Genomic DNA, 18,981 nt, shown 5'->3' with positions numbered 1-18,981 from the left:
GCCGCCTGGAGCGGAAATCAACATTCAAAATTAACACAGCCATAAAATTAAAAATTCTTAAGTAAACATGTTTAGGGTCGTTTTTTAAAAACTAATCCTCCCTAAGGAAGGAAAGAAAACGAATCAAGATCCATTTTTAAATGAAGCGGGCATCTGCACGCCCCAAGAACTCATTGATTTGGTAATATCATTCCAAAATACTGTTTCTGCATGGTCATCTACTACCCGTGGCATTTCAGCACTCAGTTCATAACGATTTCCACAAGCCCAGAAATAAGCGTACAAATTAGCCCCGAGCGCATGACGGCCTATACCAAATTCGAGTTTTAAATCATGCATAGCGAGCATATCTAATGCTCTTTTCATGTGGTCAATATTTTCAAAATAGAATGCAATATGATCTAATGATTCTGTCGGACCTCCAACCCCAGACATGAAGGCTAATTCGTGGTGGTAATCCTTTACGCGGGACCATACAGCACCATAAATGCCCGGTGCAGGCATGAATATATCCGACATTTTAAAATCTAAAGCGGTTTCTAAAAACTCTGCCACTTTATTGGAGTTAGCTACCTTTAAACCTAGATGATCGAGGTCATGTGCACCTGCTCCTAGTAATGTTCTGTTTGGACTGGAAGCTGGATTAAAATAGGCTGGCCGGTCCGCTACGGTAACCAATTCCATCCGAATCGGAACGTTTGTGGCAGGCAAATCAAAACATATTGCTTTTTTCTCACCTGGTTCAGCATCGCTGCGTTCTTCCACTTTTAATCCGTAGTTTTCTACTCTTTTTTTATACATTTTTAAATCGTCTTCATTGTTTACTTGAAAGGCAAAATGGGGTATTCCTGTTCCACCTGGTGTTAAAGCTAAATCATAGTTATTATCAAAGCCGCAGCCCAAGTAGACGGTTTCACCTATTCTATCAATCTCTCTAAGGCCAAACACATTGATATTATATTCAACTGCCTGACCAATATCGGGAACCCTGAGCTCCGCATGCGCTAATTTTTCAATTGGCATTTCTATCCCTCCATCCTTATTTGAACATTTCTAGAAGTTCAATGATCACAGAATATTCAGAAGTTGTATCCATATATGCGTATTTACCTGAGCCATCATAGAAAAGTCCTTCTTGAATAGTTGGGAATCCAAGGCTATTTAAGAAATCCCGCTTCTCATCAACACTGTCCACAAAGAATGCAATATGATGCAGCCCTTCACCGTTTTTCTCTAAATGCTCCAACCATGTACTTGGAGAATCGCTGTCTGGCTGAACTAATTCAACTTGGATTCGCGGCGTTTGAATAAAAGTAAAGTGGCTTCTTCCTGTTGTAGGCTGGCCATTGTACGTCGACACCTTATTGACACCCTCAAAACCTGAATGGAAGACGGTCGAAGGTTCCACGCCAAGCATGTTACACCAAGCCTTTTGGGCCTCTTTCACATCACGAACAACAAAAGCGATTTGCGCAATCTTGTTTGTTCCTAACAGAAGCTTGCCTGCATATTGGCTGTCACCTGTCAGCGGGGACAAAGGGCCGTCCGGCTTTGGTCCTTCATGCTCTAACAATTCAATTAGCGTTTTATACTTCTCGCGCGTTGCAAGGAACGCATAGCGGCCTTTATCAGGGTAAAATTCGCCAGTTTGAGCAACCGTATATTTTTCCGTCATTGTTTCTAATGTTTCTGAGATTTTATCTACGTCAACTGCAATGTGGTTATAGCCTTCTCCGTCTTTTTCTAAGCACTCGCGCATCAGATTCTGAACGGAATCTGGTTCAACCAATTCAATTTGAACTCCTGGTGTGTCAAAAAAAGCTAATTTGTTTCTTGCCGGCGTCGGCTCTCCATAATATTTCACCTGTGAAAATTCCTCCGGTGCAGTGACAAAAGGTTGCGGGACTACCGTACCAAGCAGTTTGGCCCAGGATACGGACGCTTTCTCAATATTTTTAACGACAAAACAGACTTGATTGATATCATTTGTTCCTAGTAAAGGCTTTCTTACTAAAGGCTGTTGACTCATTGTTAACACTCCTCATTTATTAAAACGGTTACATAAACGTTTCATTAAAATAGAATTTGAACTTGTAAGTATTATAGGAAAATCTGCAGATTTTTCATTCCAATGATAGTTGAATCGGCATATATTTCACGCTTCACCAATTTCAGGCCACTATCAGTTTTTTCTAATATGTCGCATCTTTCCATTGAAAGCAATTGAGAGTCAGTAGCGTCAAGCCGGCTACGTGTAACTAATTGATAACTTCTCACGTCCAGTCTGTTGTCTTCCAGCTCCGACACGCGCACATTCGTCACAAATCTGCGAGCCCTTGATGCAGGATCTTCTGCCCAAGCATATTCTGTTTCCATCCTTCTAATTCTCAAGCCAATAGACTTATAGTTTTCATAGAAATGAAACATGTCTTTAGAGAACTGCGTTTGGAAAACATTTTCATGAGTCGTTCTAACTGGCATGGTATAAAGTAAATCTTCACTCAACATAGACTTCCATTCTTGGAATTGATTATTATCCAAAAAAGCAGCCTCAGTTACCAAAAAACCATAGGCTTCTAAATATAGAGGATCAGTAAACCCTAGCGGCCTGCTTTTCAAATCGATTTTGTCATTCATATCGAACCCTCCCATGAATTCATCACTCGGTATCTCGTTATTCTTCTGACATTAATTTCGCCCATTGGCCAAAGAAATTGCGGGAATTTTCTTCCGTATAGGTTGTATGTGTGATTTTTCCTGGTCCAGGCCAATCTTTTGGATCATGGTCGGCATCTAATCCCATAATATATTGGAGCTTTAACTTTTGACGGGCAGTCACTCCCTGTGTGACTCTGGCAATACCTGTCCAAATTTCAGCATCATCTGCTTCAAACATTCCACTAGCCCCAAAATTACGAATATAATTATCTCTGCTTTGAACTTTAAACCATTGTGGCGCTTCTTTTTCAACAAGGAACCAGCTTATCAGTTCAAGTTCTTGTGGACCTCTTGGAATCCATACACGCATGGTCATAAATGGAATAGGTGCTTCGTTTTCTTCTAATCCAGGAAGCTGCATGACATTTAAGATTGAAAGATTTGGAAAGATATTTCCTGGTACAAAGTTCGATCTTCTTAACGTTTCTAACTGTTGGTCTGTCAGCTTCTTTTTGACTTCTGTCACAACTTCTTCCGGTAAACCTAAATACTCAGGCAGCGGGATGTTTGGCGGAGCTCCCACAATTCCAATACCATGACCATTTTCCATGGCAACTTGAACCCCATGGCTGGCAAACATAGGATTTGGAGGCAGTTGTCCTAATTCAACTCCAGAGTAATGTGTCATCAAAGTGTGGTAAGAATCCGATGCAAAATTGTCTGCTGCAGATTTCCAATTGGCGTTTATAACCCAGCGCATCGGAGGTCCAACCACTTCCATTCCCTGCGGTGTCCTATCAAAATAGCAATCTAAGTAAAACTTTGCATCCCCAAGCCATTCATCTAAAGAAGGAGCATCCTCGTTAAATGTTGCAAAAACAAGACCTGCGTAGGTTTCTACCCGGGCGTTTACCAATTTAAAATTATTTCTTTCAAATGCACCTTTATAAGCTTCTTTGGCGGCCGGTGCTCCTAATACGGTCCCGTCTGTTTTATATGTCCAGCCATGATAGATACAGCGGAAATTCTTACCGTTTCCGGAATCTGTGCGACAAAGATGCATTCCTTTGTGCATACAGACATTTAATAAAACATTAATTTTATCCACTTCTTCTCGAACAACAATTACACGGTCACTACCGATATAGCGAGTTACAAAATCGCCTTTATTTGGGATTTCAGTCTCATGGGCAACAAAATTCCATACCTTAGCGAATATCTTTTCAAGCTCTAGCTGATGAATTTCTGCGTCTGAAAATATTCTTGGTGAGATAATTCCTTTGTCAGCGTTAACTAGATCGTTAATCTTTGTACCGTCACTAAGCTTTACATCTTGAAGAGTCTTATTTTCCAATAGAAACAACTCCCTCTGTTTTTTTATTTCTACTATGAGATGAAGGCATTTTTCGTTGAATGCTGAAACTGCGGCATCTCTTTCTGATTCGCTAGTCAAAGAGGACTAATTTGTTAACGCTTTCAGTATCATCTTTAAATTAAAATTTTCAGTAAAAAGGTAGATGATCACAACTCTGAATACGCTAACACTAAGTACTCTCACTACCATACCGACCAGTTTGTTTTAATATATCAAACAAACTAAGCACTTTCAAGAATTTTCTGTAAACTATATTTAGATAATTTTTTCTACTCCTCTTTAAAAACTTATAGGCATGCTTACATAGTTACATTTTACTAGGTGTTAAGAATAATTTGAAATATCCTAAAATTATCTCGGTTATAAACAACATTTATTACCAATTATGATGGAGTCTAGTTCATCTAGAAACAAAGGGATCGATGGATTTGTATTTGCTAGTTTCCAAGCAACAATGATATCTACCGTGTGATCCCATTCTTCAATTTCTAAATATCGAAGAGTATGATTTGCGTATACTTGCAGATGCCTCGGCAGAACTGCAATTCCTAATCCTGCCTCAACAAACATTAATACCGTTTCAATTCGTTCTGCTTGGATAGCGATATTTGGTAAAAAACCATGATTCGCTAACAGGGTAAATAAATGGTCGTAACCTTGTGGAGATTCTTTTCTTTCAAGCATCACAAATGGCTCTTCGACAAGATCGTAAATGGAAATATGATCTTTGCTTGCAAGAGGATGGTCCTGATTCATAAATACACAATAAGGCTGCGAAAACAATGTTTTGTGCTGCCATTCGGCAATATCTTGGGGTCTAAATGACATGGTAAAGGCAATATCAACTTCAGCGTTTCTTAATTTTTCAGCTATTTGTCCAGTCTGATAGTGATTGAGCCCTATTTGTATATGAGTATATTTTCTTCGGAATTCCTTAACCAAGACAGGTAAGAAATTCTTAACGGGTGCGTTTAAAAAACCAATGCTTAATTGCCCAACTTCCCCCATTGCTGCTTTTCTTGCTCTTTTAACAGCCTCATCAGATCTGTTTAACATTTCAATCGCATCATTCAAAAAAACCCTTCCAGCAGGTGTCAATTGCACCGAATGCTTATCTCTTAGAAAGAGCTTGAGACCAATTGCTTTTTCTAAACTAGCTATTTGCTGGCTTACTGCCGGCTGTGCAACAAAAAGCTGCTTAGCTGCCTCAGTAAAATTCAAATGTTCTGCAACGGAGACGAAATAACGCAATTGACGTATTTCCATAAATCCTCCTCGCATTAATTTTATACGATTATTTAATCAATCATTGCTACTGCACGTACAGAACCGGCGGTACCGCCCTTGACTTTAATCGGAAATGCGCAAAATTTAAATCCATGTTTTACCGGCACCTTGTCAAGGTTACCTAATTTCTCAATATGGTAATACTCTTTTTTACGGCCAATAAAATGGGCAGGGAACAAGGCACTTTTATTTCCAGCCTTTACGTCCGCTACCATTGCTCCAAACGGTCGGTCAAAGGTATAGGCATCAATTCCCATAAGCTTAACTCCCTGATCAATCAGCCATTCTGTTGCCTCTCCAGTCATTCCAGGCTGATCGCTGAGATACTTTTCATCATAGATGTGCTTATCATAGCCGGTCATGATTAGTACAATGTCCTTTGGCTTAATTGTATACTCCATATCGGAAAGAGCTTTCTGTACATCTTCCAAAGTGATACCGCTTCTTGGTTCCTTATGCCGCATATCCAGAATGACACCGTCACCATAGAAATCCTCAAGAGGAAGTTCATCGATGGTACGAGAGGGCTGTCCTGCAGTTGTTGGTCCAAAGTGGATCGGTGCGTCGCAGTGGGTGCCAACATGGGTAAAAACTTCAGCGCTGACACTCTCGACGGCTAACGCCTGACCGTCTTGAAAATCAGTAGGTTTTATATCAAGTTTCTTTGCCAGCTTTACCGCTTCTTCTGTACTGTTTGAAAATTTAACCTTTGGCGGCCACGGTTCGGCAAAAGGGTTGCTTTCCCAGTAAACGCTCAAATCGTAAAATTTCATCCTGATTATCCTCCAAGTCTTAGGCTATGTTCAGCTTATTCATTAGAAAGTTTCAGGAGTAACTTATCAAGGATGTTTGGCAACTCTTTATTTTGGTTTGTCAAAGTTACTCCTTTATTGTTCAGCTTAAATACTCTTTGTGGCTTCTACTTTTTTAATTCCTAACATTTCTCTTGCTTCATCAGGAGTTGCAATTTCGTAGCCTAAATCAGTGGCAATGCCAACGATTCTTTCTACAAGCTGTGCATTACTCGTTGCAAGCTCCCCTTTTCTGTAGTAAATGTTATCTTCAAATCCAACACGAACATTTCCGCCAAGAAGTAAAGAGGCGATTGTTGCTTGATGCTGCTGTGCTGCAATACCCATTGCTCCAAAGAATACATTGGAAGGTAATTTACGGACCATGTGGGTTAAGTTTTCCATGCTAAACTGAATAGACCCCTGATTGATCTTTTGCATACCGAAAACAAAGTTAAAGGAAGCTGGACTATCGATGATTCCCATTGGCATAAAAATGTTTAACACGTCTTCAAGCTGTGCATGATTAAAGATTTCTAACTCAGGTTTAATATTCTTTTCTTTCATCTTTTTTGCAGCATTGATCAGCCAATCGCGGTCCCATAAAGTAGGTTTTATAAATTTCCCAGTATATGCCTGCATTAATCCGCAATCAAGTGAGGCCATTTCTGGTTCTGCATCTAATACCTGCAGGCCATCATCGATATGACTATCCGGTACCATTGCTGGAGCCGTACTAAATTGTGTAATAATATTACTTTTTGCTGTGACTTCAGCTTTAATTTCTTTGAACACATTCACATCATTTGTGGGGACACCGTGAAGATCCCTTGCATGGATATGAGCAATCGCTGCGCCTGCATTTAAACAGCGGTAAACTTCTTCTGCGATTTCCTTTGGCTGCTCTGGAAGCGCAGAATTGGCTTCCTTCCCGTGAAAGTTGCTAGTAGGTGCTACCGTTACAATAATTTTTCTCTTTGCCATTTTAAATCCTCCTAATATCGAATGATTATATTAAACATGTCATACATCCGTATTCAAAACGAAGCTATGTCCTGTTTTGACCATCACCTCCCAAATTGCTAAGGCTGTTAACGTATGAGTAAGTTTTTCATTTTAAAAGCTTTTCATCTTTAACGCTTCAAATACATGAGGATTTACTATATAGTGAGCTTCAGTTTTTTCATAGACTTCCTGAAGGGTTACCCCTTCCTGAACCCCTACCAGTTCCATGCCTTTTGAAGTAAAATCGAATATTGCCAAATCCGTAATCAATCGGTGTACGACTCCTTTTCCTGTTAAAGGTAGTGTACAGGAGCGCTTCACCTTAGACTCACCATGCTTATTGACGTGCTCCATAATGACAACAATTCGTTTTGCACCGGAGACCAAATCCATGGCGCCACCCATTCCCTTTACCATCTTTCCAGGAATCATCCAGTTTGCCAGATCACCGGTTTCAGAAACTTCCATCCCACCTAGAATGGCTAAATCAATATGACCACCACGAATCATCGAAAAGGATTCCGCGCTGTCAAAAAACGAAGCCCCTGGTACAGCGGTTACGGTTTCTTTACCTGCGTTGATTAAATCAGCATCTTCTTCTCCTGCAAATGGATATGGCCCAATTCCGAGCAGGCCATTTTCGGATTGCAGCATGACGCTATAATCTTCTGGTATGTAATTCGCAATCAACGTGGGCATCCCAATGCCAAGGTTTACATTCATTCCGTTTTCAATTTCCTTAACGGCTCTTTTCACAATAGCTAAACGGCTGTCGCTCACTGAACTTCTCCTCCTAACGTACTTTGAACCATTAGACGCTCGATCCGCTTTTCAAACACATTTCCTTTTACAATTCGTTGGACATAAATGCCGGGAGTATGAATTTCATCGGGGTCGAGTTCGCCCATCCCGACTAACTCTTCTACTTCAACAATGGTTGTCTTACCGGCAGTTGCTGCCAATGGATTGAAGTTACGTGAGGTTTTACGGAAAACTAGATTACCGTACGGATCGGCTTTCCACGCTTTAACTAAGGCGTAATCCCCAACAATCCCTCTTTCCATTAGGTATGTACGGCCATCGAACTCTTTTAATTCTTTCCCTTCTCCAATCGGCGTTCCAACTCCTGTTGCTGTATAGAAGGCCGGGATACCCGCACCGCCAGCACGAATTCTTTCAGCCAGGGTTCCTTGAGGAACGAGTTCTACTTCAATTTCCCCACTGAGAAATTGGGCTTCAAATGTTTTGTTTTCACCTACATAGGAAGCTACCATCTTACGAATCTGCTTGTTTTCAAGTAGTAAACCCAGCCCCCAGCCATCCACACCACAGTTGTTACTAACAACTGTTAAATCTTTACTTCCTTGATCTCGAAGGGCCAAAATTAAATTTTCTGGAATCCCGCAAAGACCAAATCCACCAACGACCAACGTTGAACCGTCCTGAATATCACGAATGGCATCTTGAAGAGAGTCAAATACCTTGTCCATTATCTTCTTCCTCCTATTTCTAACAAACTGGATATCTATTGAATACCATGATCTCAACCATTGTTCTGAGTATTAATCTAAACAGTTAACGCTTTCAATTATCTGATTTATACAAATTTTATAATTTATTTTTTAATAAGTAAAGTTAACATTACTTACATATATATTAAGAAAAACTTACATAATATTAGCCCAATCATAAAAAACGAGGCTGCCCTTTGGTATGGGCAACCTCTTCTATTCGTCCGTCTTAATAACTAAACTGATACTGGCTCAAGATGATTTACCAATTCTGATTTAATAGACTCCGGAATCGGAACCGATTTTCCAGTAGAACGGTCAATAAACACGTTTGTAAGACTTCCCTTTGCTACCAGTTTATTTTCTTTATAAAAACCAAATGATAGAGTGTAAGAAGAATTGCCGATTTTTGAAATCGAAACTTGAGCTTCTAACTCGTCATCATATTCAATATTTCCTAGATAACTGCATTCCACATGGACACGCGGCATATCTAAACCTAGTTGAAAAATCTTTTTATAGGAATAACCGATACGTCTAAAAAAATCATGATCCATGATCTCAAAATAACGGAAGATCGCACTGTAATGAATACGCCCAGACGCATCCGTATCAACAAATTGAATGCGGATTTTTTTTGTTATCATTGTTTCCTATTCCCCTCCCTTCTTTAACTATTTAAATAAATTGTATGATAATTTTCAATAAAGATAAAGTTAACAATATTTACAATTGCGTAATTAAAACTTACAATAAAAGAAATTGAGCATGGGGACGGTTCTCCCGCTTCCAAGGAAGCAGGAGAACCGTCCCCATGCTCCTTCAAAAAAGGTGGGTGAATGAAAATGAATATTGATCAACTTCAGTATATTATTGAGGTTTCTGAGCAAGGAACGATTGCTAAGGCAGCGGAGAGGCTTCATGTTTCTCATTCTGCTATTAGTCAGGCCATTGCCGGCTTGGAGTCTGAACTGGGGCTAACGATTTTCAATCGCTCGCGTTCAGGAAGCAAAATTACGACGGAAGGCAAAGCAGTTATTAAATTATCGCTTGAAATTATGAATAAACTAAAGGAATTGAGGAGTATTGGACAGGAAGCTACAAAGCTAAAAGGGGATTTAAAAATAGCAGCTTCGACCATTTACTTTTCCACCTTTCTCCCTGAACTTCTTTATTCTTTCAGAAGAGAATTTCCTAATGTGCGGCTCGAAATAAATGAAAACGATACACATAATATCATTGAGGCAATAAAGAATAATCTTTTTGATATTGGATTGGTATTAGGTACGGACGAAACATTGAAGATAGAAGACCCTCGAATAACCCTTGAAGTATTAATGCAGTCAAGTGTCATGGTTTGTGTTAGCAAATACTCACCACTTGCTTATAACAAAACAGTAGGTCCTGAGGAATTAATACGTCAGCCATTAGTGGTACGAAATGAAAAATTCGCGGAGAGATTTTGGAATAAATTATTTTTAGATTACGGGGAAGGAAACGTCGTTTTTTACTCGAATAATCATGATGTTATAAAAAATCTAATTGCCAATAACATAGCGGCAGGTATCTATTCTGAGTTTTGGATCAGAAATGACCCGTTAGTATTAAGCGGAGACATCGTCCCGATTCCGTATATTGACACAGACACAGACTATAGTAAAACTTACTTACTTAGTGTCCTGCCAAAAACCAGCCATTTGCCACTGATTATGAAAGAATTTATGCAAGAACTAAAAAATAAAATAAAGTAATCATCCAGTAAGTCTAATAGAAATAATCATTTTTTGTAGTGATACCTTTAATTTATCTAATTCTTGGCTAGCTTCAATCACTTCTGAATCATTTAACGCACCTTTGTTATCTTCTAATGCATTTAATTTTTCACGATAGATCTTTATCTGTTCATGCAGCTCAATGGATTTAGACAGTAACATAGTTTCAACTCCCTCCATTTTACTAAAAAACCGGTATAAGGGATGAGTTAAATCATCCCCAATTCATTTTTTATAAGACCACTTTTCTTTCTGCTAGGTCCGAAAGACGTTCTTTGACCTGATTATTACAAACCCCGCCATGGAAACAAATGGCTTGATCAATCTCATAATCAAGGAACCTAGTAATGGATTGAAGGGCTTGCTCCATATCAAGGGTGAACTTTTTAGTAGGATAGTATAATTGACCTTGGTCTGCAGTCAGTGCATCCCCAGTAATCAAAGTTTTCGTAGCACGATGGTATAAGCTTATGTGATCAGGAGTATGTCCTGGTGTAAAAATAACAGAAATTCCGCCACAAAGTGGTAATTCCTGCCCATCCGCGATGGTATGATCTATCTGGATGACTGGAACCGTTATCCCAGTTTTGATTAACTTTTTTTCCCCTTGTATATATGGCTTAGTAAGCTCATGGGCATACACTTCAATTTTATGATTAAAGCCACTAATTACCTCATATAAGCTGCCAATATGGTCATAATCTTGGTGAGTAATGATTATTTTGGTTAGTCTGCCGATTGGCATCTTTGCCAAGTTATCGCGGATTGCCTCCAATTGTCCAGGGTATCCCGTATCAATCAGAATGACATCCTTATCATCCCAAATAATGGTCGGGCGAAAAACCATTGGGATATTGTTTACCACCGAGTGTAATTCTATAAACCCAATACCTTCATCTATTTTCATACGATTTCTCCTTTCTCGCTGATAATTAGTCAAAAGCATTGCTTTTGGTTTGGAAGATTTAATACTTAAAAACTATGAAATCAGTATTTTCTTTTTACATGTTTGAACATTAGCTTCCACGATACGACTCTGCCAAACAATGGATAATGTCCCTTTCCATTCAGGAGGAATCTCTGTTGCACATTTTAATGTCAGACCATCATGTTGTTGAAGTACCTTTACTTCTGTTTTCAGGAAGGTTTCTTTCTTTTCCAGCGTAACAGCATAACATCCGGGGGCAGGCAGTGTATAGTACGGCTGCGGAGTTAATTCTATTCCATCCCAATCACATTTCACTTTGTAGAAGGAACCCATGAAATGTGGAAGTTCCTCGACATTGCCGGTTAACAATCTTTCGCGAATACAGGAGCTGCTAATTTTTTCATCCCGGTACGCAACCTTTTCCACTTTTGTTACACCAATCTTCCCACCCGAATCCTGGTTTAATCGATCCATATTTCCTGCTCCCCGGCTTCCATAACAAAAATCAAAACCAGCGACTGCATGAACAACGTCAAATTGTGCTAAATATTGGATAACAAACTGGTCCGGATAAAGGCTAGAAAATCCCTTATCAAATTCAACAATATAAAAAAGATCAACACCTAACCTTTGAAGCTTGTCTTTCTTTTCGAATAAGGGCATCAAATACTGAATTTGCTTTTTCCCGTTTGTGAGGACAGTTTTAGGATGAGGAAAAAAGCTCATCACGGCTAGCTGAACATTTTTTTCTAACGCTTTTTCCTTTGCTATTGTAATGACTTCACAATGACCAAGATGGAGGCCATCAAAACATCCAAGTGCCATCACACTCGGTTCTGCTTGCTTCTGCCAGGTTTGTAAGTTATCTCGGTTCAAATGAATCGTTTTCATACAGTCTCCTTTCAAGCTGCTACACTGTGACCGGCGTGTCTTCTTTAAGTGAGCGGTAGCGGCCACTGTAAAAAACAAGTGGTTCTGCATCTTCAATTCTGATATCCGTTACTTTTCCAATAAAAAGGGTGTGATCGCCCTCAACATGCTTAGTTGAAACCTCACAGGCTATCTGAACAACCGATCCTGGAATAACTGGTTTACCATCGAGCTGGTCAAAGACAACTTCTTTGTGTTCCTTAAGCTGCCCGGCAAAAATCATCGAAAGCTCCTGTTGATTAGCTGCTAAAATATTCACTGTAAAAAGATTACTTTGGTTAATTTTAGGAAGAATTTTTGCGTTTTCTCCAATTGAAATCACGACAAGCTTTGGATCCAATGATACTGACATGAACGCATTTGCAGTCATACCATGAACCCCTTCGCCCTCCACTTCTGTTGCGATTACCGTTACACCTGTAGCAAATTTACCCATTGCATTGCGAAATTGACGATCATCCATACTAAAATTACCTCCTGTTAGTTGATTATATTTACTAGTTTTGTTTTATCTATTACTTATTGATATCGGTGCTTTGTTGATGTTCGTTCACATCAAAGGAATTTCGCTTCCTCAAAATCTGCGCGATTATACCTGCAGCTAAAAGGACAACACCCGCGAAAAGGAAAAAATAGATCGTCCCTGAAACTATTAATTTAATGGCTCCCAGAGTTCCAAGCGCGAGAATAATCCATTTGAACAATTGCTGTGGAATGAGAGGCAGTACTTTTATACCGACAAAGGTTCCGATTGCGACAGCAGGAATGACCATGAGATCGACTAACATTGAACTTGATGTAACCATACCTAAATGAAGATAAAAAGGGAACTTAATCACATTTACAAAAAGGAAAAACCATGCTCCCGTTCCGACAAATACATTCTTGGGCAGACGCTGCGCTAATAAATAGACGGCCATGACTGATCCAGCAACATTTCCAATCATTGTGGTGAAACCTGCCAAAATTCCAATCAGTCCGATAAACCAGACTGAGTTTGGCAACGCCTGATCCATCCGTGAACCGGACAAATCTCTAACGACCTGAAAAAGATTAAGCCCTATAATCATTATCCCTAGTAAAATCTTGAGTTGTTCATTGTCGATATTCATTAAAACAAAATAGCCAATGATAATCCCTGCCAATATCCAAGGAACTAAGGAGAATAATTGCCTCCAAGCCACCGTCCGCCGGTAATAGGTCACCGCAATAAGGTCTCCCATTATAAGAATTGGCAGTAAAATCCCTACTGCTTCCTTTGCTGGTAAAAACAAACTTAGCAAAGTCATAGTAAAAATCCCGAGAACATTTAGTCCCGTTGTCTTCCCAAAGCCCGAGAGCAATCCAGCGAGCATGATGAACAGCCAGAGCGAAATATCCAAATCAAACACAAACATCACCTACTCTATTACATACCTTTCCAAATGAAGGAACAACTGTGGAAAAGTCCTCTTGATGAAATTCACAAGCAGCCCAGGAGAGAATCCTGAGCTCTTGTCATCTTCCAATATCTTAAAACGTATATCCTTTATCAAACAGTTCTTGATCCACCCATGAGCGGTCAACCGTCTTATTTCGAATTTGTTCCAACAATTTCTCTTCTTTTTCTACCATGTTGATGAACTTGGGTAATAACCCCTCGGCTTCTTCATAGGGTACAATGACGACCCCATCGCTATCTCCGACAACTAAATCACCAGGCCTGACAATGACGCCTCCGCAAGCAATCGGGACGTTTAGTTCCCCAGGACCATCTTTATAGCAGCCTCGATGGGTAACACCTTTTGCGAATACGGGAATGTTGAGAGTTGGAAGAATATCACTGTCACGGATTGCTCCATCGATGACGAGTCCGACGGCTCCTCTCCTGATACAATTGCTGACCACAATTTCACCTACAGGTGCTTGGGATGTATCCCCTCCTGTATTCAAAACTAACACGTCCCCTGGTTCTGCTAATTCAATCGCCTTTTGAAGAACCAGATTATCGCCAGGCGGACAATGGATCGTAATCGCATGTCCTGTCATCATTGGTTTAGGATGAAAGGGTCTAATTTTGCTATCCATGGCAAACATTTTTTCCATGCCATCACTAATAATGGAGGTTGGAATTTCCGAATAAGCCTTAACGATTTCTGGACTTACATATCGTTTTGCAGGATATATTCTATAGCCTAACTTCATGACATACCCTCATTTCTTTAACAACGGTTCGGTCTGGGCGGCATTATACTGCCCAATCTCCTCCTGATATCCACCGTTTTCTGTATATTCCTCGACCCTTTGTAATTCCATCCTCTCAAAGATAGGAATATCATTGGTGGAGAACAAAATAGCATCTTCTGTTTCGGATGTGTTTACGTGCTCATGTACAGACCATGTTGGGATTACCAAATAATCGCCTTTTTCCCAATCAAATCGCACGCCATCGATTAAGGTATACCCTTTTCCTTCTTTAATATGGTATACTACGCTGTTTACATGGCGATGGGCTTTGCCATGGAACCCGACAGGCAGCTTCTGCAGCCATGCTCCTATGTTTTCATTGGCCGATTGTCCATTAGAAGGATTAATGTACTCTACCACATATCCTTCAACAGGATCCGGCTCGTAGTTATCACTTAACCCCTTCAATGCGGCAAGCGTTGAATTATATCTGTACACTGGCAGCGGAGCCTTGCTCGGCTGATGGTCGCCAAGCGGCCGCACCATACCGCCCTGATATTTATCAACACTCGGTTTTCTGGTAATCGGCTGCTTTTTCACGGGACTTCCCTCAAAGAAGGTTCCGTGTAAATAATAGATTAACGGTGTATCCAGGCAGTCCATCCACATCATTGGTTCTGTCCCTTCGTGTTCATGCTCATGCCATAAACCCTTTGGAGTAATGACATAATCACCTTCACACATATACACCTTTTCCCCATTTACTCCACTATAAGCGCCTTCACCTTCAACGATATAACGGATTGCTGTCTGCGTATGGCGGTGGGGAGGAGCTTCTTCTCCAGGAAGTAAGATTTGGACACATACCGACAACGTTTGAGTAGTTGCACCCCAGCCGTACGGCTCCAAATCACGCATGCCTGGATTAATTAACATTAGTACCCTTCGGTCGCCGCCGTTTTCAAAGGAAATGATTTCTGCAGCTTTTTTCATATGACTTTCAATTACTTCTCTTTTCCATATATAAGGGATAGGTTTAGACTTTGGCTGTCGGTGCATCACCTCAGGAGCTGCCATCCATAATGGTTCAAACCCATCTTTTGATACTTGTTGATGAAACGCTTCCATTTCAGGGGTAACTTTAACTGGACCTGCCATTCTCCATCATCCTTTTCAATTTATTCATTCACAATCGGATTTTCTAAAGCGCCAATACCTTCAATTTCAACACGTACAATGTCTCCATGCTTCATCCATGACTGTGGGTTTCTGGCTTGACCTACTCCACCAGGTGTTCCTGTACAAATAATGTCGCCAACCTCTAGCGTCATAATATTGGATAAGAAATTGACGAGATAAGGGATAGTGAATACTAGATTTTTAGTATTAGAGCGTTGACGTTCTTCTCCATTTAGAGTTAGAACTAGATTACAGTTATCAGGATTTGGCAGGCTTTCTTTTGTTACCAAATGAGGTCCTAAAGGCAGTGTTGTATCAAACGTTTTACCTTGCAGCCATTCTTTCGTTCGCTTCTGGAAATCACGGATGGTTGCTTCATTGCCGATGGTATATCCTGCAACATAATCCATTGCCTCTTCTTCAGAGATATATTTGCCTTTCTTTCCGATTACGACAACCAATTCAGCTTCATGATCAAGAGCATCTGATACTTTGGGTTTTAGGATTGGGTCGCCAGGGCCAATAATGGTATTATTATATTTTGCAAACACAACCGGAATGGTAGGAAGTTCTCTTCCCATTTCCTCTATATGTTCGCGATAATTTAATCCTACGCAAATGATTTTTTCCGGCTTTTGAATCGGTGATTCCAGCTTTACTTGTTTACCTTCATAATAGAGCTTTCTTTTTACATCATCTGAAAAATCATGACTCTGAACATATTCGATACTTTCTTTTGCAAGATTCGTACTATCTACTCCACCTTGCAAAAAGCCAATCATATTAGGTGGAATATAAGCTTCGGCAATTTGCTTCGCCCGGGCCTGCCCCTTGCTTTCAAATAAAAGTTCACAGGCCTTATTTAGATCAATATATTCCTCATTAATCACTGCTGCAATTCTTTGTTCACCTTCAATACTTACTGTTGCTAAACGCATGGCTAAACCTCCAGATTAAGTTTTTTTATGATATTGCTGCATCTTTGGGACTAAGGGGCAAACCTAACTCCATCTTCCCAAACATTTCTCCTAACCAATCAAAGTTAAACGTGATATGCATAGATGATGCTTGAACATCTCTCCAATAACGGTTTAAGGGGTTGCCTTCATAGACAATGCCCGCACCGCTATAGTCTACAATTGTTTTGACTGCCTGGTTGCTCAATTTGGCTACATATCCGTAATTTCGACGGATACGCAATTTTTCATGGGTATCAATTGGTTCCCCTGTTCCAAGTCTAGCTACCGTACTCTCTAACAGCGCTTCTGCAGCAGCGAGTATGGCTGAAACTTCTGCAACCCGAATTTGTTGATGAGTAAAATCGGCCACCTTTGTATTTCTGGTGCTTACTTTATTCTTCATCGTATCTCTCCAAAGCTCATACGCACCAATACTGGCCCCTAGGATCGCTGAGGATAAGCAGACTGGCATGGCCGCATACAAAGGGTGGCTGTACAGGAGACCTGTATTTAATTTTCTTCCAGGTCCCTCACCCTTTTGACACCATGCAAGCATATCTGTGGTTCGGTGTTTGGGAACGTATACATTTTTCAGTAAAATATTATTGCTTCCAGTTCCTCTCTGAGCAACGGTTTTCCATGTTTTTTGAACTTCAAAATCTTCTTTTGGAACAAGCATCAAAATGACCTCGTTCGCTAATCCATTTTCTGGATTCACGCCAATATTCCCCTGAATCATTACATAATCACTGTGATTAATCCCAGATGAAAAACCCCACGTACCGTTGATTTGATATCCACCATCAACTGGCGTAATTTCATTCGTTGGAAATGGTGCAAATGAAGATGCAATCGTAGCATCTAGATCTTTTTCCCATACATCACGCTGCGCTTCCTCTGGAAAGTAGGCAAGCATCCATGAATGGACAACCAATAGCGTGTAACACCATCCTGCTGAAGGATCAGCTTTTGCTATTTCAACCCCAGTTTTAAATAAAGTATTAAAATCTAGTTCATGCCCTCCCCAGCGTTTAGGGACCATTGCCCGGATAAGCCCAGCATCGATAAAGTTCTGAATGGTTTCTTCTGGCTGACGGCACAGTTCTTCCGATAATTTAAAGCGTGATCTAAGCTGAGATGCAATCTCTCTAGCACGTTCAACTGCCTCTTGATGAGTTAATTGTGTAGTTAACTGGTTCAAAATACTACCTCCTTTATGATTATTCATTCATCCCAAGTATCCAAGGTAAGGTTTACGTGAGCTCTCCTCCAACTCTCCAACATTGAAAGGATAATTTAAGTAAACTGCTTGTATGTTGTCTTCCTACTAAAATGATATATAAATTTTATTATTTTTGGAAATATCAGAAAATCATATCCGTAATAAGATTTTCCTTATAACGTTTGTTCCATTTAAAGATTCCTATTATAATAAACTCATAATTTAGATAGTTTACGGATGAGGAGGGATGTCAATGGATATGCGTCCATTACGTTATTTCATTTCGGTTGCGGAGCATTTAAACTTCACGGAAGCATCGAAAGAGCTATATGTAGCTCAACCGGCTGTGAGTCAACAAATTGCCTATTTAGAAAAAAAATTAGGTGTTAAGCTTTTTCACCGAACGAAACATTCCGTTCAACTGACTCATGCCGGTTCTGTTTTCTTGAAAGATGCGCGGGAAATCATCAGAAAACTGGATGATTCCTTTAAAAATGCCCAACAAGCGGAGGAAGGATTAATTGGAACCATTAATATTGGCTTATTAAGTGTCCCTGTAAGAGATTTTTTGCCGCGGTTAATTCGAAGATTCAAGCGAAAATATCCCAAAGTAAATATTAGGCTAAACTATTATCATGTTGGGAAAATAATTGAAAAATTAAAGACCGATGAACTAGATATCGCTTTTACCCTTTCACTTGGGTTACAGAGTATTGGGGGGCTTGAATACAAGACGTTATGGACGCAGCCCCATTGTATCATCATGCATCAAGATCATCCGTTTGCTAATAGAACCATTGTTAACATCGCAGAGCTGGCAAATGAATCATTTGTCATGCTCGAAAGGGAAGAATCTCCTCCGGGTTTTGATTTATTGCTGGCTGCGTGTGCCAATCATGGTTTTTCTCCAAACATAGTTAATACAGCTTCACATATTGAGGCTGTGTTAATGATGGTGGATGCGGGGATCGGGATCGCCATTCTGCCGAAATATTTTCAGTTGTATGCCTCTCCTTCTCTTCGTTTTATTAACATTGAAGGGGAAGATTATACTGTTGATATATTGGCTTCCTGGAAGAAGGTAAATAATAACCCCTCACTATCTTTGTTTATTGAAGAACTAGAGGTGCTGCTGACACAAAAAAAAATGACCAAGACAAAGGGGGGTCTAGAATGCTCCTAGATCACCCTTTTGCTT

21 protein-coding genes are annotated in these 18,981 nt (G+C 40.1%); 2 read left to right on the top strand and 19 right to left on the bottom strand.

Features of this window, described 5'->3' with window-relative positions:
- Positions 1-123: 123 nt before the first annotated feature.
- The 10 genes from V7077_RS11065 to V7077_RS11020 all read right to left on the bottom strand — a co-directional run bounded on the left by V7077_RS11065 (position 124) and on the right by V7077_RS11020 (position 9,274).
- Complete coding sequence (locus tag V7077_RS11065) at positions 124-1,023, bottom strand: VOC family protein (RefSeq protein ID WP_335501343.1); 900 nt, start codon at positions 1,021-1,023, stop codon at positions 124-126.
- 16 nt (positions 1,024-1,039) lie between these two features.
- The gene (locus V7077_RS11060; protein WP_335501339.1) at positions 1,040-2,029 is read right to left on the bottom strand and encodes a VOC family protein; all 990 of its coding nucleotides are present in this window, start codon (positions 2,027-2,029) and stop codon (positions 1,040-1,042) included.
- A gap of 71 nt (positions 2,030-2,100) precedes the next feature.
- Positions 2,101-2,637 (bottom strand): aromatic-ring-hydroxylating dioxygenase subunit beta, encoded by a 537-nt coding sequence (locus tag V7077_RS11055; protein WP_335501337.1) that lies wholly within the window; start codon positions 2,635-2,637, stop codon positions 2,101-2,103.
- A gap of 37 nt (positions 2,638-2,674) precedes the next feature.
- Positions 2,675-4,012, bottom strand: coding sequence for an aromatic ring-hydroxylating oxygenase subunit alpha (locus tag V7077_RS11050; RefSeq protein WP_335501334.1), 1,338 nt, complete (start codon positions 4,010-4,012; stop codon positions 2,675-2,677).
- 381 nt (positions 4,013-4,393) lie between these two features.
- Positions 4,394-5,299, bottom strand: coding sequence for a LysR family transcriptional regulator (locus V7077_RS11045; RefSeq protein ID WP_335501332.1), 906 nt, complete (start codon positions 5,297-5,299; stop codon positions 4,394-4,396).
- Between the two features lie 32 nt (positions 5,300-5,331).
- Positions 5,332-6,093: a cyclase family protein gene (locus V7077_RS11040; RefSeq protein ID WP_335501330.1), complete on the bottom strand. Its 762-nt coding sequence runs from the start codon at positions 6,091-6,093 to the stop codon at positions 5,332-5,334.
- A gap of 126 nt (positions 6,094-6,219) precedes the next feature.
- Positions 6,220-7,095, bottom strand: coding sequence for a 3-keto-5-aminohexanoate cleavage protein (locus tag V7077_RS11035; protein ID WP_335501327.1), 876 nt, complete (start codon positions 7,093-7,095; stop codon positions 6,220-6,222).
- 132 nt (positions 7,096-7,227) lie between these two features.
- The gene (locus V7077_RS11030; protein WP_335501326.1) at positions 7,228-7,896 is read right to left on the bottom strand and encodes a 3-oxoacid CoA-transferase subunit B; all 669 of its coding nucleotides are present in this window, start codon (positions 7,894-7,896) and stop codon (positions 7,228-7,230) included.
- Positions 7,893-8,606 carry a CoA transferase subunit A gene (locus V7077_RS11025; protein WP_335501324.1) on the bottom strand — a complete coding sequence of 238 codons (714 nt, stop codon included), beginning with the start codon at positions 8,604-8,606 and terminating at the stop codon, positions 7,893-7,895. The genes V7077_RS11030 and V7077_RS11025 overlap by 4 nt, the downstream gene beginning before the upstream one ends.
- Before the next feature lie 257 nt (positions 8,607-8,863).
- Positions 8,864-9,274 (bottom strand): acyl-CoA thioesterase, encoded by a 411-nt coding sequence (locus V7077_RS11020; RefSeq protein WP_335501322.1) that lies wholly within the window; start codon positions 9,272-9,274, stop codon positions 8,864-8,866.
- A gap of 198 nt (positions 9,275-9,472) precedes the next feature.
- Between V7077_RS11020 and V7077_RS11015 the strand changes: the two genes are divergently transcribed.
- Complete coding sequence (locus V7077_RS11015; protein ID WP_335501320.1) at positions 9,473-10,378, top strand: LysR family transcriptional regulator; 906 nt, start codon at positions 9,473-9,475, stop codon at positions 10,376-10,378.
- On the opposite strand, the gene V7077_RS11010 is transcribed toward V7077_RS11015, so the two are convergent.
- The 9 genes from V7077_RS11010 to V7077_RS10970 form a co-directional block, all read right to left on the bottom strand.
- Positions 10,379-10,561, bottom strand: coding sequence for an aspartyl-phosphate phosphatase Spo0E family protein (locus tag V7077_RS11010; protein ID WP_335501317.1), 183 nt, complete (start codon positions 10,559-10,561; stop codon positions 10,379-10,381).
- A 70-nt stretch (positions 10,562-10,631) separates the two neighbouring features.
- A complete protein-coding gene (locus tag V7077_RS11005) occupies positions 10,632-11,306 on the bottom strand; it encodes an MBL fold metallo-hydrolase (RefSeq protein ID WP_335501315.1) in 675 nt (224 codons plus the stop codon).
- 72 nt (positions 11,307-11,378) lie between these two features.
- Positions 11,379-12,218 (bottom strand): FAD synthetase family protein, encoded by an 840-nt coding sequence (locus V7077_RS11000; protein ID WP_335501312.1) that lies wholly within the window; start codon positions 12,216-12,218, stop codon positions 11,379-11,381.
- Positions 12,219-12,237: 19 nt separating this feature from the next.
- The gene (locus V7077_RS10995) at positions 12,238-12,720 is read right to left on the bottom strand and encodes a flavin reductase family protein (protein WP_335501310.1); all 483 of its coding nucleotides are present in this window, start codon (positions 12,718-12,720) and stop codon (positions 12,238-12,240) included.
- 52 nt (positions 12,721-12,772) lie between these two features.
- A complete protein-coding gene (locus V7077_RS10990) occupies positions 12,773-13,648 on the bottom strand; it encodes a sulfite exporter TauE/SafE family protein (protein WP_335501308.1) in 876 nt (291 codons plus the stop codon).
- A 121-nt stretch (positions 13,649-13,769) separates the two neighbouring features.
- Positions 13,770-14,441, bottom strand: a complete 672-nt coding sequence (locus V7077_RS10985) for an RraA family protein (RefSeq protein ID WP_335501306.1) — start codon at positions 14,439-14,441, stop codon at positions 13,770-13,772.
- Positions 14,442-14,450: 9 nt separating this feature from the next.
- Complete coding sequence (locus V7077_RS10980; protein WP_335501303.1) at positions 14,451-15,581, bottom strand: cupin domain-containing protein; 1,131 nt, start codon at positions 15,579-15,581, stop codon at positions 14,451-14,453.
- A gap of 20 nt (positions 15,582-15,601) precedes the next feature.
- Positions 15,602-16,540, bottom strand: a complete 939-nt coding sequence (locus V7077_RS10975; protein ID WP_335501301.1) for a fumarylacetoacetate hydrolase family protein — start codon at positions 16,538-16,540, stop codon at positions 15,602-15,604.
- Between the two features lie 25 nt (positions 16,541-16,565).
- Entirely contained in the window at positions 16,566-17,762 is a 1,197-nt protein-coding gene (locus V7077_RS10970; RefSeq protein ID WP_335501299.1) for an acyl-CoA dehydrogenase family protein, read from the bottom strand.
- A 274-nt stretch (positions 17,763-18,036) separates the two neighbouring features.
- Here V7077_RS10970 and V7077_RS10965 point away from each other — a divergent pair, with 274 nt between their 5' ends.
- Entirely contained in the window at positions 18,037-18,966 is a 930-nt protein-coding gene (locus V7077_RS10965) for a LysR family transcriptional regulator (protein WP_335501297.1), read from the top strand.
- Positions 18,967-18,981: the final 15 nt, after the last annotated feature.

The sequence above is a fragment of the Neobacillus vireti genome (genome assembly GCF_036962465.1).
In the GTDB taxonomy this organism is placed as follows: Bacteria; Bacillota; Bacilli; order Bacillales; family Cytobacillaceae; genus Neobacillus; species Neobacillus vireti_B.
This window is presented reverse-complemented; position numbering and strand designations above follow the sequence as displayed.

Coding starts and splice junctions, on each gene's coding strand:
- V7077_RS11040 (WP_335501330.1), bottom strand. CDS start 6,093: ATGAAATTTTACGATTTGAGCGTTTACTGGGAAAGCAACCCTTTTGCC.
- V7077_RS10975 (WP_335501301.1), bottom strand. CDS start 16,540: ATGCGTTTAGCAACAGTAAGTATTGAAGGTGAACAAAGAATTGCAGCA.
- V7077_RS11035 (WP_335501327.1), bottom strand. CDS start 7,095: ATGGCAAAGAGAAAAATTATTGTAACGGTAGCACCTACTAGCAACTTT.
- V7077_RS11065 (WP_335501343.1), bottom strand. CDS start 1,023: ATGCCAATTGAAAAATTAGCGCATGCGGAGCTCAGGGTTCCCGATATT.
- V7077_RS11005 (WP_335501315.1), bottom strand. CDS start 11,306: ATGAAAATAGATGAAGGTATTGGGTTTATAGAATTACACTCGGTGGTA.
- V7077_RS11060 (WP_335501339.1), bottom strand. CDS start 2,029: ATGAGTCAACAGCCTTTAGTAAGAAAGCCTTTACTAGGAACAAATGAT.
- V7077_RS11025 (WP_335501324.1), bottom strand. CDS start 8,606: ATGGACAAGGTATTTGACTCTCTTCAAGATGCCATTCGTGATATTCAG.
- V7077_RS11010 (WP_335501317.1), bottom strand. CDS start 10,561: ATGTTACTGTCTAAATCCATTGAGCTGCATGAACAGATAAAGATCTAT.
- V7077_RS11055 (WP_335501337.1), bottom strand. CDS start 2,637: ATGAATGACAAAATCGATTTGAAAAGCAGGCCGCTAGGGTTTACTGAT.
- V7077_RS10985 (WP_335501306.1), bottom strand. CDS start 14,441: ATGAAGTTAGGCTATAGAATATATCCTGCAAAACGATATGTAAGTCCA.
- V7077_RS11015 (WP_335501320.1), top strand. CDS start 9,473: ATGAATATTGATCAACTTCAGTATATTATTGAGGTTTCTGAGCAAGGA.
- V7077_RS10980 (WP_335501303.1), bottom strand. CDS start 15,581: ATGGCAGGTCCAGTTAAAGTTACCCCTGAAATGGAAGCGTTTCATCAA.
- V7077_RS10995 (WP_335501310.1), bottom strand. CDS start 12,720: ATGGATGATCGTCAATTTCGCAATGCAATGGGTAAATTTGCTACAGGT.
- V7077_RS11045 (WP_335501332.1), bottom strand. CDS start 5,299: ATGGAAATACGTCAATTGCGTTATTTCGTCTCCGTTGCAGAACATTTG.
- V7077_RS10965 (WP_335501297.1), top strand. CDS start 18,037: ATGGATATGCGTCCATTACGTTATTTCATTTCGGTTGCGGAGCATTTA.
- V7077_RS11000 (WP_335501312.1), bottom strand. CDS start 12,218: ATGAAAACGATTCATTTGAACCGAGATAACTTACAAACCTGGCAGAAG.
- V7077_RS11020 (WP_335501322.1), bottom strand. CDS start 9,274: ATGATAACAAAAAAAATCCGCATTCAATTTGTTGATACGGATGCGTCT.